The organism is Erwinia endophytica, assembly GCF_009295515.1.
Classification (GTDB): domain Bacteria; phylum Pseudomonadota; class Gammaproteobacteria; order Enterobacterales; family Enterobacteriaceae; genus Erwinia; species Erwinia endophytica.
Genome location: NZ_RQVV01000003.1, coordinates 226,164 through 240,941 on the forward strand (window position 1 = coordinate 226,164; position 14,778 = coordinate 240,941).

A 14,778-nucleotide genomic window follows, 5' to 3' on the forward strand; every position below is an offset into this window, starting at 1 on the left:
CAACGTAATGAAAAACCTGGTCAATGATATTATCTCAATATTTTCACCTCATGCGATACAACCTGTCGTGATCCGTACAGGATTATCTCCGCGCGAGTTAGCCGCACTGCAACCAATGGGGATAACGTCGGTTAGCTGGGTGACATCAATGGAAGAATTGAACGATGCTTTTGTTAAGAAAGCGCTGGATGCTGGCGCTGTCGGCTATCACATCATCGATGTGGAATCTCACAAACCGGGTAACGATGGACAGTATCTGCTGGCTGCCAGGGCGACGTTGTACCATATCAATGACAAAGTGGCGCATGGCTGATGAGTCGCAGGATAATATGGAAATCAAAATGCCGCAATTCAGAGAGACTTGCGGCATTTTTTTATCCGTATCCTCTTGATTTTTCACCAGGTGGCCTGAAGCTTGAACATATCAACGTCATCACTGCATCCGTGAATCAGCCTGTATCAATCCCGGCATTATCGCTGAGGTAGTCACAGTCTCTTTCTGTCACTTTTATCATGGAAAAGGCGTATGTTTCATCTGATGTTCAGTCTGCCAGGTTGGTATGTTATCGTGCGCTTTATTGTCCCGTTAGCGCTGCCGTTAGGGATAAAGCTCATCCTGTCAATGCTGGTATTGCTTGCCTCACACTATCTTCTGCTTAGCAGACTGACCTCAGGCAGTATTTTCTCAGCTGAGATGCCAAAGCCCCTCATTATTCTGTTCAACTGGGCATTCAGTGCCGTGCTGTTTCTCGCCCTGATGCAATTGATGATGGATGTACTGGTCTTGATCTCGTTGCTATTCCGCCATCAGGCGGAGATTCCCCCTGGCGTTCGCTATCTGGCCGCTTTCTTTGCGATGATCCTGGCGGCGGTGGGGGTACAACAGGGGATACGTGTCCCGCCTGTTAAAGAATTGATCCTTGAGGTCAAAAACTTGCCTCGTGAGTTCGAAGGGTATCAACTGCTTCAGTTGACTGATTTGCACATCACCCGATTGTTCAATGCTTCATGGACGACGGCGTTAGTGAAACGGGCGATGTCGCTTAACGTTGACCTGATCGTTATCACCGGAGATATCGTTGATGGCTCGCTGCAAAACAGGTGGGCTGACGTTGAACCATTACGCGGGTTACATGCACCAGATGGCGTATTTGCGATTACCGGCAATCACGAGTATTTCTACGGTCAGGAACAATGGACCGCGCACCTGACCTCTCTGGGGCTAATCACGTTGCTCAACAGCCATAAAGTGATTAAACGGGGAGGGGTAAGCCTGGTGATTGCCGGGCTGCCTGATGCCTCCGCCCCAAGACGAGGCTCCACAGGCCCGGATCTGGCCAAAGCGCTGGAAGGCGCGCCAGCAGATGCGCCGGTGATTTTGCTTGATCATCAACCCCGTAATGCACGAAAAAATACGGCTCATGGCATAGATATACAATTATCCGGTCATACACACGGTGGCCTGATCATCGGTTTTGACCGACTGTTTGCCAAACCCAACGCGGGTTTTGTTTCCGGGCTCTATGACGTGGACAACATGCAGCTCTATGTCAACAATGGCACAGCACTCTGGCCGGGAATGGCGGTGAGGTTAGGGCGGCCATCCGAGCTGACCCGCATCACGTTGCAGCGCAAAATTCAGATGAGTACGCCTGCCTGAAACAGGTTTTTTATTTCGGACAAAGGAAAAATTCATGGGGCGGTTTAGCGGGAAAAAAGTGCTTATTACCGGTGGAACTGGCGGAATGGGGCTGGCAGGCGCGTTAAGGATTGCGCGAGAAGGCGGGCAGGTCGCTATCACCGGGTTGAATGACGCCAGGATTAAACTTGCCCGTCAACAGTTGCCTGAGACATCGCGGGTTATTCGCAGTGACGCTGCGGTGGTATCAGATATTGATGCTCTTGGGGCTGAAATCGAGAAATGGGGCAAGATTGATGGCTTATGGCTTAATGCCGGTTATGCTGAGATTGCGACACCAGAATCCATCACCGCTGATGCCTTTAACCGCATGATGAACACGAATGTCAGAGGGCCAATGTTACAACTTGCCAGACTGTCTGACTTGCTCAATCCGGGCGCTTCGGTACTTGTCACCGCCTCATCGTCGGTTTATGAAGGGGCCGCCATGACCAGCCTCTATGCCGCCACTAAAGGTGCGGTAACAGCGATGGTAAGAAGTTGGGCATCCTCGCTTGCTGAGCGAAATATTCGTGCAAATACCCTTGTTCCTGGCCCCATTGAGACAAATTTCCGCCATTTCATGCCTGAAGATGCCCGTCAGCAGTTTGAGAATTTTGTTGTCAGCCAGGTGCCACTTAAAAGGGCTGGGACAGCTGATGAAGCAGCCGCCGTGGCATTATTCCTGTTGTCTGATGACGCCGCATACGTCACTGGCAGCCAGTATGCCGTGGATGGTGGGCTGATCCACCACTAGGCTGTGCCCCGCAATTTTGTCGCGTTGGGTAAGCCCGGAGATGATGCCAGGATATGAGCAACCAACATAACCATGAGCACCAAGCCCCAGATTTCACGTACCGCCAACTTCAGGAAACCGGATTCTTTCTGTGGCAAGAGACAAGTAAGGTTGATGAGCCATTGCATTACCACAAAATTTATCCGGTCTGTGTCGCCGTAGACGCTTTGCCATGTCTTAGCCGGTGCCGCAGCAACATGGCCATCCGTCAGCATAATCGCGCACAGACTGCGGAAGTGATGATAAGCCATTCAGGCACGCGACGAAATGCCGGAAATCTTTTCCGGTGTTTGTCGGGTTGGACAAGCCGGAAGCGCGTTCGTATGTGAGCAACCATGACCACAAAACCTCAGAATCCACGTAACGACACCTTGGTGCGCATAATGTATATTATGTTAAATAATCTCCATGGGTTTATTACTTCATGGTTCTCTGGTGCAGCCACAGAAATCAGCATGTTGTGAATTTTGAGATACCTCCCTTTTATTGCATTAGGGCTGTCGTACACTCCGTTTTCTCCGTAATTTTGATGAACACCACCACTGCCACTGACAGCGACAACCGTTCCACAACGGGCACGTTCATATTTCAGCAGACAGCTGAAGACCAGAAATATATCCTCATATTCTCCCTCTGGCTCCTGCCAACGAGCAACAGATTCCGGAAGTGCGGCGTAATGAAAAGTCCCTTCCTTAATCGTCAGAGTAGTTGAGTGACAGGATGGGCATGCCCAGTTTGGACAATGGTTGATTCATGGCTTTTTTGTCTGCCGTACTCGCTGGAGTATCTGCTTACTGTTATTGTGGTCAGTCTATTATTTCTGATGGCTTTTCATTTTCGGGTGACCAGTAGCCACCGCTACCATGGTAGGTTTCTGCGCCAAGAACGAACTGAGTCCGGCAATAGTTACATACGAAATGATAATCAACTATATCGCCCCACACCATCTTCTCAGCACATTCGTGGAAGCTATATTGATTCCAGTCCCTCGTTGATTTGATTTCAGACAACATCCCCTCACTGAGCGCATTTATGGCAATGCGAATAGCTTTCCGCAATTGCTCTGGTGACCGGATGACATATTTAACGCACAATGCCTGGCAATGCTCACAGCTCATTCGAGGCACCTCATGTTAATGTGTCTATAGCCAAATGTCGAAAAACCGACAACAGCTAAATAGCTTCGCAAAATAGTAGATCACTTAAAGGGAACTCAGCCCGGATTGTGCGATCTGATCAATCGCCAAAAAGAAACAAACCACCAACCGGACTGAGCGATGCCGATCATAGCAGCTATCAAAATAGCATCAAAACAACCTCAAAAGCAGCTATTGAGGGTTGGTTCATGAAGCAAATTTCTAACGAAACAGTTTTGACTGATAAACAATGCATTATAAAAACTATTGTCAGTGAACCAGATTAGTCCATATTGTAAACATCGTCACCTCAATCGGCATAAGATGGATCCTCATGGTCGAGGATGCGTTTCATCTCTTCAAAATGCGCGATGGAAAAATCGCTAATCCCTTCCCAATCCCGCGCGGTTTTTTCCGCAATGTCATCGCTGAGCACTTTCAGCGGCTGTTGCGTAGCATACGCCAGGCAGAGGATCTGGCAGGCGCGCTCCAGCGTATATATATCATCGAAGGCTTCTCCTGTTGTCCCGGCGGTCACCAGCACACCATGATTCCCCATCATTAATCGCGATTTATCACCCAACAACGCCACCAGACGCGCACCTTCATTTTCGCTATCAGCCATACCATCAAAATCAGCATCGACTGCCACCCGATTAAAGTATCGCGCCGTATTTTGTTCAATCGGTTTGATGGTGGGATCAGCCAGGGTCGAGATCGCCGTAACATGGACCGGATGCAGATGCATCGCTACGCGGATATGTGGCGCCCGGCGGTGAATCTGTCCATGGATCGCCCATGCGGTGGGATCGATATCCCCCCTTTTCATGCTGCCCGCATCGTCAGCATCCAATAAAATCAGGTCACTGGCGCGAATAGTTGAAAAATGTTGCCATTTGCGATTCAGCAGGAAGCGACGCCCATCGGCGGACACCGCAGCACTGAAATGGTTAGCCACCGCTTCATGCATACCAAGTCGGGCAATAATACGAAAGGCTGCCGCAAGATCGATGCGAATCTGTTCTTCGTTCATAAACGTTCACCTTAAAATAACTCAGCAAATCATTGCCTCAGCCATTTTGGCTGTGCATATTACGTGGTCTGACGAGCTGCAGTACGCCAAATAACGCCACCACTACCAACAAAACGACCGTGGATGCGGCTGCCAGTGTTGGGCTGATTTGCAACAGAATGTCGTCCCACATCTGTTTTGGCATGGTGGTTTTCATACCGCCGCCAATAAACAGCGCGACGGTCAGCTCTTCAAATGAAGTGAGGAAGCCGATGATGAACGCCGCCGCCAGCCCGCCTTTGATCGAGGGCAACGTCACTTTCAGCAATACCTGCCAGCGGTTAGCCCCAAGTGTGGCGGCAGCATTATCCAGCCGCCAGTCATGGCCACGAAAAGTGGTGAGTAAAATGACAAATACCATCGGCAGCGCAATCACGACATGACCGAGTACGATGCCGGTATTGGTGGCAACCAGTGAAATCTGAGCGCAGAAATAGAACAGCGCCATGGCGATGACTATTGCCGGAACAATCATCGGCAGCAGGAACAGCAGGAATATCCCACCGGACAGACGACTGCTGGCTCTGGTGATGCTGTACGCCGCCAACGCGGCAAGAAAGGTGGTGATCGTCGCCACCACAAAACCAATGCCAAACGAACGCAGTGTGGCCCCAATCCACAACGGTGAATTAAAATAGACGGCAAACCACCGAAAGCTAAACCCGACCGGGGGAAAAGAGAGAAAACTGGCGCGCGTGAATGACATCGGGATCACCGCCAGCACCGGCAACAACAGTACCGCGATCAGCAGACAGGAATAGATTGCCAGCAGATTGATCTTCAGCACCCGGCGCAACGAGACATCGTAAGCATGCAGTAGAAAAGAACTAAGCCGGGCCAGCAGTGCCACGATGACCCGTCCCAGTTTACGCAGTATTCTGTTATGCAGGCGCGGAGGCGTACTGTTTTCACTGCCCGCCAGTGATGAGAGACCAAAAATCAGATCGTAGAGAATACAACTGAGCAATGCGGCAACGACTAATACCACCGCCAGGGCGCTGCCTAACTGCCAGTTTTGTAGTTCGTTGATCTGCATGATGATTAACTGCCCTAACATCATTTCATGCGGACTGCCGAGAAACGTTGGCGTAATAAAAAAACCCAGGCTGCCGATAAAAATTAACAGACCGGCCGCCGCCACACCGCGCATTGATTGAGTAAAAAATACCTGCCAAAACGCCTGCGCGCGATTAGCCCCAAGCGTGGCGGCGGCCATTGATAAACGACGGTCAATCTGATTCATCACCGGCAGCATAGTCACCACGGCCAAAGGCAGCAACGTATGTACCATCGCAAAAATAACAATGCCGCGATTGAACAGAAACTGTACATGATTGAAGCCGAGCGTGTGCATTACCTGCTCGACAAATCCACCTCTGCCCAGCAAGATAAGCCAGGTAAAGTTCTTAACCAGCGTACTGCTCCAGAACGCCAGCAAGACAAACAGCGAGAGGATTTGCTGCTGACGCTTCGACAAGCCTGACAGCCAACAGGCCAGCGGATAGCCAAATAGCAAACAGTACAGCGTGGTCCACAACGAAATAACAAAGGTATTCTCCAGCACCCGGCTGTAAACGCCAGGGGCGAAGAATCGTGCGAACGCGGCAAAAGAGAGTGTTCCATCACGACCTGTAATACTCAGCAGAAAGATTCTGAATGAAGGAAAAATAAAAAACAGCGCCAGAAATAGCACGCCCGGCAAGGCTAACCAAATGGGACCGGGCCGGAAACCAACCGCCCTGCGCTCTTTTCTGCTTACCTCTGTCAGTGTATTCATCTGGTTTACCCTGGTGATATCAGGTATCACTCGCTCACGGTGCCGACATGGCGGTTAGACGGTCGGGCCAGACCGAGATGATCACGTAAGGTGTTGCCATGGTAATTTTTGCGATACACGCCGCGACGCTGCATCTCCGGCACCACCTTCTGCACGAAATCCGCCAGGTCATCGGGCACCAAATGAAAACTCAGCATGAAACCATCAGCGGCATCGCTTTCGGTCCACTCAATCATATGGTCGACAATTTGCGATGGCGTGCCGCACAGCGTCACCTTGCCGCGCTCATAGCGGGAATACAGTTCTCTTAAGGTCAGCTTTTGCTCGCGGATCATGCTGGCAATCTGCTCGAAGTAGGCCTGATGGAAGTTGGCTTTGGCTGGGATCATTGATTCAGGAACCGGCTCATCCAGCGGCAAACCGCGCAGATCAGCTTCCAGATCCTGTCCCAGGCGCATCAGGCCAACATCAGGATGCAGCATACGTTGTAATTCCTGGTATTTGTCCTGCGCTTCCGCTTTGCTTTCGCCAACCACGACGGACAAACCCGCCAATATTTTCAGTGAACCCGGCAAACGGCCAAACTGCGGCAAACGCCCTTTTACATCGGCATAAAATTTTTGCGCAGCGGGCAGATTTGGATCGGAAGCAAACACCACTTCCGCCGTTTCAGCCGCGAAAGCTTTACCGGTTTCGGATGAGCCCGCCTGAATAATCACCGGGTGTCCCTGGGGCGCACGGGCAATATTCAGACCGCCATGAACGTTGAAATACTCACCATGATGATCGGTCAGGTGATATTTTTCTGGCTGAAAATAAGTGCACTGTTGCCGGTCATAAGGAAAAGCATCATCTTCCCAGGTATCCCACAGGCTGCTCACCACCTGGAAAAATTCCCGGGCTCGCTGATAGCGTTGATCGTGTGGCGGGAGCTTATCCTGTCCATAATTACGCGCGGCATAATCATTCGCCGAGGTCACAATATTCCATCCCGCCCGACCATGGGAAATATGATCAAGCGAAGCAAACAGCCGCGCAACGTTGTACGGCTCATAAAAGCTGGTAGATGCGGTGGCGCCAAGGCCGATATAGCGGGTGGCTCCGGCAATCGCCGAGAGTAAGGTTATGGGTTCAAAACGATCATTATATTCCGGGTTACGGCTATGAACAGACAGGTTATCGGTGCGCGTCGCGGGAGTATCAGCAATGAAGAACAGATCGAATAATCCCTGTTCAGCTAATTTCGCGACTTCACGGTAGTAATCAATGTTGATGGCGGCATTGAGCGGCGCGCGAGATTTCAACCACGCGGCGGGATGATCACCAAAGGGTTGTGCCAGCAACCCAAGATGGATTTGTCGTGCACTCATATTGCTCTCCTGTCGGTTTAGCTTTCAAGCAGCCATTCCTGGAAGCGCTCATTAGCGCTGTCATAGTTTTTTGCCCACCAGGCTTCATCGCGACGCGCCAGCCCTTCCATGTTTTTCGGGTAGGTAGTGAGCAGTTGCGCTTTATTCTTATCAATAATATTCAACGCCTTAGCATTGCTCGGCCCATTGCTGGTCATGGCTGAATAAACCGCCTGACGTTCCGGTTGCATACAGAAACGCACAAATGCCTGCGCTTGTTTCAGATTCGGCGTCCCCTGCACAATCGACCAGCCATCCACGCTATAGGTGCCCTGCCAGACAATATTTACCGGCGCACCGGCATTGATAGCCGCGATAGCGCGGGCATTCCAGGTATCCGCCATATCGACTTCGCCACTTTGTAGTAGCTGGGTGTTTTGCGCGCCATTAGACCACCAGACCGCTATCGACTGATGGATCCTGTCCAGTGATTTCATGGCTCGCTCGATATCTAACGGATAGAGATCTTTCGGGGCGACGCCATCAGCCAGCAGCGCCATCTCAAACGTGCCACTTGGCGAACGATAAAGCGCCCGGCGACCGGCAAATTTTTCAGTATCCCAATAGTCATGCCAGCTCTGTGGACCGCCATTGGTGAATTTGTCGCGGCGATAAGCCATAATGGCGCCCCACACCGAGAAGCCGAACCAGTTTGACGTTACCATGCCCGGCAGAATGTCTTTGTCATCGCCTGGCGATATATCGAGTGGCGCGATGTAGTTTTTATTGGCCGTTAATCGCTGCACATTGTCTGGGGTCACCATCGCGACATCCCAGATATGTGAACCTGCATCGACGGCCAGTTTGAACTGCGTCACCGGATCAGATTCATGCGCGACATTGGTAATACGGATCCCCGTCTCTTTCTCGAAAGGATCATAAAACGCTTTACGCAAAGCCGGCGTCAGAGCGCCGCCGTTGTCGGCGACGATTAACGAATCAGCCGCGAAGGCGCGCGGTATCCACAGCGACGGGGCAGACAGCGCGGCACCGGTAACAGCAATCGTTTTAATAAAATCTCGCCGACTGGCGGTTTTCTTAAACATGGCTTACGGCTCCATAGCAATCATTAAAGACGGTCCGCATGTTTATGTGCGAATGAGGTGTAGAACCTGCCGCCAGATGGGTCTCGCCTGAAAGCGAAATAACCATCTGTATATCCACTCAGGACATTGATGTTTAATAACCTGAAATGAAACAGCGTCGTTAATCAGGACGTCTGTGTAAATAATGTCGACACCGAAAAAATCTTGCCACTTTCGCTAATGACATCAGATAACCCTTTTCCACAACAGAAAGTGAATACTCGTTGGGAAAAATTATTTTTCCTGTTTTTAACGACATTTATCTCAAAATGACTATGCGTTTTAAATCACAAAACAATCAATAAGTTTTTATATTGCCAGTGACATTAAAAAAACTATAAACAGATATCTCATTGATATTTATTGATTTAAATGAAATAAACAAAAACAAATCCGCTGATTTAATAGTAAAGCGTTGCGAGTGATAAATATATTTTTCGTGCGCTATTTTCGACCATCCCGTGGGCAATAATGATGCAGGTGAATTAATTAAGTGCATTTGTTTAATATAATTAAAATTTATGCCTGCTATACTTCACTCTCTCGGTGGGATAACAATGTTCAGCCACCTTAATAAATTATCAGCACCAGCGAATGGATGAGTTTCATCGGTACAGGAGTTTACACCGGAACGTGTTGTCGCTGTCGCCACTCAATGCCAACTGGCGGCAAGAATTATCCAGGGTATAGTGCCTGGTTTACCCCCTGCCATCGTTGTTAACTTTTTTGTCTGGATATGCCAATTTGTATCTCCTGTCCGTCGCTACTTACTGTTTCGGCGCATTTTTTCACACCTCCGTAATAATTACCCATCCTCCCGGTAACACACCCATTAACACAATACCTTCAATGCACTGATTAATAAGTGAAAATAACATTTTTCACTTGGAAAAATTAATGATTGAGATAGCGGGTGAAAAGCCATATATTGAGCGCGTTTTTTTGATGCCTGTTTTTTAACTCATTTATCCAACGCCGGCGTTACTGATAACCCGGCGTTGTAGGAGAGATATGATGACGGATAAAGTCCGTATTGATACTTTAGGTGCGAACTCCTCAAATGGTAACAACCAGACCTATTTAGCGCGACAAGCTGAATTTGAGTCGAATGTCAGAAGTTATCCACGTAAATTGCCGTTAGCGATTGCGAAAGCTCAGGGCGTCTGGATCACCGATGTTGAGAACAATCAATACCTTGATTGCCTTGCCGGTGCAGGAACGCTGGCGCTTGGACATAACCATCCTGAGGTACTGCAGAGCATCCAGAGTGTCATTGCCAGCGGCTTGCCGTTACATACCCTTGACCTGACCACGCCACTGAAGGATCAGTTCTCCGAGTATCTACTCTCCTTACTGCCAGGCCAGGGCAAAGACTATTGCCTGCAGTTCACCGGTCCTTCTGGAGCGGACGCGGTTGAAGCTGCGCTGAAACTGGCGAAGAAATACACAGGCCGTTCAGGGATGATCAGTTTCTCCGGTGGCTATCACGGCATGACCCATGGCGCGCTGGCCGTGACTGGCAACCTGGGCCCAAAAGAAGCGGTAGATGGCATGATGCCGGAAGTGCAGTTCATGCCATACCCGCACGAATACCGTTGCCCTCTGGGCATTGGCGGTGAAGCGGGCGTCAAAGCGCTGTCGTACTACTTCGAAAACCTGATCAACGATGTTGAAAGCGGCGTGCGCAAACCTGCGGCGGTAATTCTGGAAGCGCTCCAGGGTGAAGGCGGCGCTAACCCAGCTCCGGTTGAGTGGTTACAGCGTATCCGTAAAGTGACCAAAGAACACGGTATCGTACTGATCCTTGATGAAGTTCAGGCTGGCTTCTGCCGTACCGGCAAGCAATTCGCTTATGAACACGCGGGCATTGAGCCTGATATTATCGTGATGTCCAAAGCGGTTGGCGGCAGCCTGCCTCTGGCCGTGTTGGGGATCAGAAAAGATCTGGACGTCTGGTCGCCGGGCCACCATACCGGTACCTTCCGTGGCAACCAACTGGCGATGGCTGCCGGTTTGACGACTATCAAGTATCTGAAAGAACACAATATTGCTGATAAAGTCGCGGCTCAGGGTGAGTGGTTGAAAGGCAAACTGGCTGACATGCAGAAGCGTTACCCAGTAATGGGCCATGTGCGTGGTCTGGGCCTGATGATCGGAATAGAAATCGTCAAACCTCACGAAACCCCCGATCATATGGGAAGCTACCCGGCCGATCCCGAATTGTCAGCCCTGCTACAGAAAAAATGCTTTGAAGCTGGCTTAATCCTCGAACGTGGTGGCCGTAACGGCACCGTACTGCGTCTGCTCCCTTCCCTGTTGATCACCAATGCCGAGTTGGAGATCTTCATGGATAAGTTTGAGAACGCCCTGTTAGCCGCTGGCATCAAACCCGTCTGAATGGAGTAAGTCGATGTCCCGGTCTAATCCGATTCTGGCTGCTTCAGCGCAGAGCACTGAAGCCTACCAGCAAGCCATCGCTCAGAGTAGCGCAGCGGTGGTACAGTGGCTGCAACAGCCTGAGATGTATCAGGGGAAATCTGTTGCCGAGCTGCGTGAACACATCAAGCTGAACTTTACCGCTCAGGGCCTGGGTAACCAGGCCGCGATTGAGCGGGCGATTGAGTATTTTTTGCAAGACAGCCTGTCGGTACACCATCCGCAGTGCGTCGCACACTTACATTGCCCAAGCCTGGTGATCAGCCAGGCGGCTGAGGTGTTGATCAACGCCACTAACCAGAGCATGGACTCCTGGGATCAAAGCCCGTCAGCCACCATTATCGAGCTGAAGCTGATCGAATGGCTGCGTACTCAGGTGGGTTACCCGGCTGGCGATGCGGGCGTATTCACCAGCGGCGGCACCCAAAGTAACCTGATGGGGCTGATGCTGGCGCGTGATGCCTTCTTCGCTCGTCAGGGACATTCGGTCCAGCAGGATGGTCTGGTCGGCAACCTGAAGAAGTTGAAAGTGCTGTGTTCTGAAAACGCCCATTTCTCGGTGCAAAAGAACATGGCGTTGATGGGATTGGGTTATCAGTCGGTCACGCGGGTGAAGACCGATCAATATGCGCGGATGGATCTGCACGACCTGGCCGAAAAAGTCGCGCAGGCTGAAGCGAATGGCGAGCAAATTCTGGCGATAGTGGCGACGGCCGGTACCACTGACGCGGGCGCTATCGATCCACTGCGGGCTATTGCCGAACTGGCGGCGAAACATCAGATCTGGCTGCACGTTGATGCCGCCTGGGGCAGTGCTCTGCTGCTGTCCGAACAGTACCGCCACTACCTGGATGGCATTGAACTGGTCGACTCGATTACCCTGGACTTCCATAAACAGTTCTTCCAGACCATCAGTTGTGGCGCATTCCTGTTGAAAGACGCCCGCCATTACGAGTTGATGCGTTATCAGGCGGCTTATCTGAACTCCGAATTCGACGAAGCACAGGGCGTACCGAACCTGGTGTCTAAATCGTTGCAGACCACCCGCCGCTTCGATGCTCTGAAACTGTGGATGGGACTGGAAGCTCTGGGACAAAAGCAGTACGCCGAGATTATCGACCACGGCGTCACGCTGGCACAGCAGGTGGCGCAGTACGTTGCGGAACAGCCTTCACTGGAACTGGTCATGCAACCCCAGTTAGCCAGCGTGCTGTTCCGCTATCGTCCGGCGCAACTGGCTGGGAATGGTGATGCCGCCATCGCCCTGCTGAACCAGAAAATTGGCGACGCATTACTGGAGAGTGGGCGTGCCAATGTTGGCGTGACCGAGCATAACGGCGTGACCTGTCTGAAAATGACTCTGCTGAACCCAACGGTGACGCTGGACGACATCAAACGCCTGCTGTCGCTGGTCGAGACCACTGCTGAGCAATTGCTGTCGGCATAAGATCCACTGGCGGTAACGCATAAAGACTTAAGCCCACCTGTTGGTGGGCTTGTTTTTTTATCGTGTCGGGCTCTGGTGCACAACACTGCCACAGGAACCGGGCCATCAACAATCTGCCGATGTCTCCCCGCCAGTGAGGCTATCACGATTTGCATGGCAATCAGCATCAGTAATGGCAACGTCCATCCTGCTGTATACTCAGGTTATTTGCGCAGTAACGGTGGGATAGACGGCACCATTGGGGCATTATCAATATCCTGCTGGGTCATCCGAAACGCCTCAGGATAGTCCTGTCGCTGGGTACGCCGCACGGGTTCGGTTGAACGCCAGGTATAAAGACAACGCTGGCACTGGTGTACCGTCCAGACTCCCGCTATCGGTGATGTCGCCATCAATTCAATATGCTCACCGGCACAACGTGGACAAATCATAATCCCTCCTGGGTAGCACCAGGCTGACGCGCGGCCAGCAGTTGGTTTAGTTTCACGATCCAGTCTTTGGTTTCAGGCAGATCCTGCACCGGCTGGCTGTAGTGACCACGGACATCCGGCGCCACTGGCGTGGTGGCGTCAATAATCAGTTTATCGGTGATACCCGCCGGTGATGAACCAGGGTCCAGCTCCAGCACAGACATATTCGGTAGCTGAACCAGATCGCCCGCCGGATTAACCTTAGACGAAAGCGCCCACATGACTTGTGGCAGATTGAACGGGTCGACATCTTCGTCAACCATAATCACCATTTTAACGTAGCCCAGCCCATGCGGCGTAGTCATCGCCCGTAAGCCGACCGCTCGCGCAAAACCGCCATAGCGTTTTTTGGTGGAAATAATCGCCAGCAAACCATGGGTATACATGGCATTGACGGCTTGTACCTCCGGGAATTCCGCCTTCAACTGCTGATACAGCGGTACGCAAGTTGCGGGCCCCATCAGATAGTCAATTTCAGTCCACGGCATGCCCAGATAGAGCGATTCAAAGATCGGCTGACTGCGGTAAAAGACTTTATCAACCCGTACCACCGTCATATTGCGACCGCCAGAATAGTGGCCGGTAAACTCTCCAAATGGTCCCTCAATTTCGCGCTTACGCCCTTCTATCACCCCTTCAAGGATCACCTCTGAGCCCCATGGCACGTCAAAACCGGTCAGCGGCGCGGTGGTGATGGGATAAGGAGAACCACGTAATGCTCCTGCCATCTCATATTCTGATTGATCATACTTCAGCGGCGTCGCACCCATCAGAGTGATTATCGGGTCATTACCCAGGGTGATAACAATCGGCAGGTCTTCGCCCCGCTCTTCAGCTTTGTGCAGATGCAGCGCAATATCGTGCATGGGGACCGGTTGTAAGCCCAGCTTGCGCTTGCCTTTCACTTCTATGCGGTAAATCCCTACATTCTGTTTATCAAAGCTGTCTGGATCGGTAGGATCACGAGAGACCACACACGCTTTATCGAGATAAAATCCACCATCGCCGTCATTAAGCCGAAACAACGGCAACAGATCGAAAATATTAATGTCATCGCCTTCCTGCATATTCTCGGCCCACGGCGGATTATCACGACGCTCTGGTGTCAGCGGAAAATCATCCCATCGGCGAATAAATTCATCGATTTGGTCGCGGGTAGATGTTGTCGGCGGCAACCCAAGCGCAATAGCATGATTTTGCCAGGAACCCAGCGTATTTAGCGCGACTCTGGCAGAGGTGAACCCCGCAATATTATCGAAATAAAGCGCCGGTGCGCCTTCCCCTATCCGCCCAGTCGCATTAGCTGCCGCCGCCAGATCCGGTTCCGCCTGTACCTGCTCCGTAATTTTCAGTAACTGACCGTTTTCATCCAGTGCCTGCATGAAACTGCGTAAATCATCAAACGCCATCATGTTTCTCCTTTTGGCTTATTGTTCGTATACGAACAAGTTACACCCTATACCTATTTTTTG

General features: G+C 51.2%; 12 protein-coding genes. 5 read left to right on the plus strand and 7 right to left on the minus strand.

Annotated elements, in window-relative coordinates; genetic code table 11:
* Positions 1-7: 7 nt before the first annotated feature.
* The 3 genes from EH228_RS01260 to EH228_RS01270 all read left to right on the plus strand — a co-directional run bounded on the left by EH228_RS01260 (position 8) and on the right by EH228_RS01270 (position 2,435).
* A complete protein-coding gene (locus EH228_RS01260) occupies positions 8-313 on the plus strand; it encodes a YdgH/BhsA/McbA family protein (protein WP_152319892.1) in 306 nt (101 codons plus the stop codon).
* A 213-nt stretch (positions 314-526) separates the two neighbouring features.
* A complete protein-coding gene (locus EH228_RS01265; RefSeq protein WP_152319893.1) occupies positions 527-1,660 on the plus strand; it encodes a metallophosphoesterase in 1,134 nt (377 codons plus the stop codon).
* 34 nt (positions 1,661-1,694) lie between these two features.
* Positions 1,695-2,435, plus strand: coding sequence for an SDR family oxidoreductase (locus EH228_RS01270; protein ID WP_152319894.1), 741 nt, complete (start codon positions 1,695-1,697; stop codon positions 2,433-2,435).
* A gap of 845 nt (positions 2,436-3,280) precedes the next feature.
* Here EH228_RS01270 and EH228_RS01280 read toward each other — a convergent pair.
* From EH228_RS01280 to EH228_RS01300, 5 genes are all read right to left on the minus strand, one after another.
* A complete protein-coding gene (locus EH228_RS01280; protein ID WP_152319895.1) occupies positions 3,281-3,592 on the minus strand; it encodes a hypothetical protein in 312 nt (103 codons plus the stop codon).
* Positions 3,593-3,920: 328 nt separating this feature from the next.
* Positions 3,921-4,643: a class II aldolase and adducin N-terminal domain-containing protein gene (locus EH228_RS01285; RefSeq protein ID WP_152319896.1), complete on the minus strand. Its 723-nt coding sequence runs from the start codon at positions 4,641-4,643 to the stop codon at positions 3,921-3,923.
* A 37-nt stretch (positions 4,644-4,680) separates the two neighbouring features.
* Positions 4,681-6,459, minus strand: a complete 1,779-nt coding sequence (locus EH228_RS01290) for an ABC transporter permease subunit (protein ID WP_152319897.1) — start codon at positions 6,457-6,459, stop codon at positions 4,681-4,683.
* Between the two features lie 26 nt (positions 6,460-6,485).
* Positions 6,486-7,829, minus strand: a complete 1,344-nt coding sequence (locus EH228_RS01295; protein ID WP_152319898.1) for an LLM class flavin-dependent oxidoreductase — start codon at positions 7,827-7,829, stop codon at positions 6,486-6,488.
* Positions 7,830-7,846: 17 nt separating this feature from the next.
* Positions 7,847-8,914, minus strand: coding sequence for an extracellular solute-binding protein (locus tag EH228_RS01300; RefSeq protein WP_152319899.1), 1,068 nt, complete (start codon positions 8,912-8,914; stop codon positions 7,847-7,849).
* 1,053 nt (positions 8,915-9,967) lie between these two features.
* On the opposite strand from EH228_RS01300, the gene EH228_RS01305 reads away from it, so the two are divergent.
* Both EH228_RS01305 and EH228_RS01310 read left to right on the plus strand, forming a co-directional pair.
* On the plus strand, positions 9,968-11,350 hold the full coding sequence (locus tag EH228_RS01305) for a diaminobutyrate--2-oxoglutarate transaminase (RefSeq protein ID WP_152319964.1): 1,383 nt from the start codon (positions 9,968-9,970) through the stop codon (positions 11,348-11,350).
* A gap of 13 nt (positions 11,351-11,363) precedes the next feature.
* Entirely contained in the window at positions 11,364-12,836 is a 1,473-nt protein-coding gene (locus EH228_RS01310) for a pyridoxal phosphate-dependent decarboxylase family protein (protein WP_152319900.1), read from the plus strand.
* 203 nt (positions 12,837-13,039) lie between these two features.
* Here EH228_RS01310 and EH228_RS01315 read toward each other — a convergent pair whose 3' ends face one another.
* Both EH228_RS01315 and EH228_RS01320 read right to left on the minus strand, forming a co-directional pair.
* Positions 13,040-13,267: a non-oxidative hydroxyarylic acid decarboxylases subunit D gene (locus tag EH228_RS01315; protein WP_152319901.1), complete on the minus strand. Its 228-nt coding sequence runs from the start codon at positions 13,265-13,267 to the stop codon at positions 13,040-13,042.
* A complete protein-coding gene (locus tag EH228_RS01320; protein ID WP_152319965.1) occupies positions 13,264-14,715 on the minus strand; it encodes a non-oxidative hydroxyarylic acid decarboxylases subunit C in 1,452 nt (483 codons plus the stop codon). The genes EH228_RS01315 and EH228_RS01320 overlap by 4 nt, the downstream gene beginning before the upstream one ends.
* Between the last annotated feature and the right edge of the window lie 63 nt (positions 14,716-14,778).

What these genes read in the sequence shown, in the direction of transcription:
- EH228_RS01295 (WP_152319898.1), bottom strand. Translation starts at nt 7,829, where the DNA reads ATGAGTGCACGACAAATCCATCTTGGGTTGCTGGCACAACCCTTTGGT.
- EH228_RS01290 (WP_152319897.1), bottom strand. Translation starts at nt 6,459, where the DNA reads ATGAATACACTGACAGAGGTAAGCAGAAAAGAGCGCAGGGCGGTTGGT.
- EH228_RS01320 (WP_152319965.1), bottom strand. Translation starts at nt 14,715, where the DNA reads ATGGCGTTTGATGATTTACGCAGTTTCATGCAGGCACTGGATGAAAAC.
- EH228_RS01305 (WP_152319964.1), top strand. Translation starts at nt 9,968, where the DNA reads ATGACGGATAAAGTCCGTATTGATACTTTAGGTGCGAACTCCTCAAAT.
- EH228_RS01265 (WP_152319893.1), top strand. Translation starts at nt 527, where the DNA reads ATGTTTCATCTGATGTTCAGTCTGCCAGGTTGGTATGTTATCGTGCGC.
- EH228_RS01300 (WP_152319899.1), bottom strand. Translation starts at nt 8,914, where the DNA reads ATGTTTAAGAAAACCGCCAGTCGGCGAGATTTTATTAAAACGATTGCT.
- EH228_RS01285 (WP_152319896.1), bottom strand. Translation starts at nt 4,643, where the DNA reads ATGAACGAAGAACAGATTCGCATCGATCTTGCGGCAGCCTTTCGTATT.
- EH228_RS01270 (WP_152319894.1), top strand. Translation starts at nt 1,695, where the DNA reads ATGGGGCGGTTTAGCGGGAAAAAAGTGCTTATTACCGGTGGAACTGGC.
- EH228_RS01280 (WP_152319895.1), bottom strand. Translation starts at nt 3,592, where the DNA reads ATGAGCTGTGAGCATTGCCAGGCATTGTGCGTTAAATATGTCATCCGG.
- EH228_RS01260 (WP_152319892.1), top strand. Translation starts at nt 8, where the DNA reads ATGAAAAACCTGGTCAATGATATTATCTCAATATTTTCACCTCATGCG.
- EH228_RS01315 (WP_152319901.1), bottom strand. Translation starts at nt 13,267, where the DNA reads ATGATTTGTCCACGTTGTGCCGGTGAGCATATTGAATTGATGGCGACA.
- EH228_RS01310 (WP_152319900.1), top strand. Translation starts at nt 11,364, where the DNA reads ATGTCCCGGTCTAATCCGATTCTGGCTGCTTCAGCGCAGAGCACTGAA.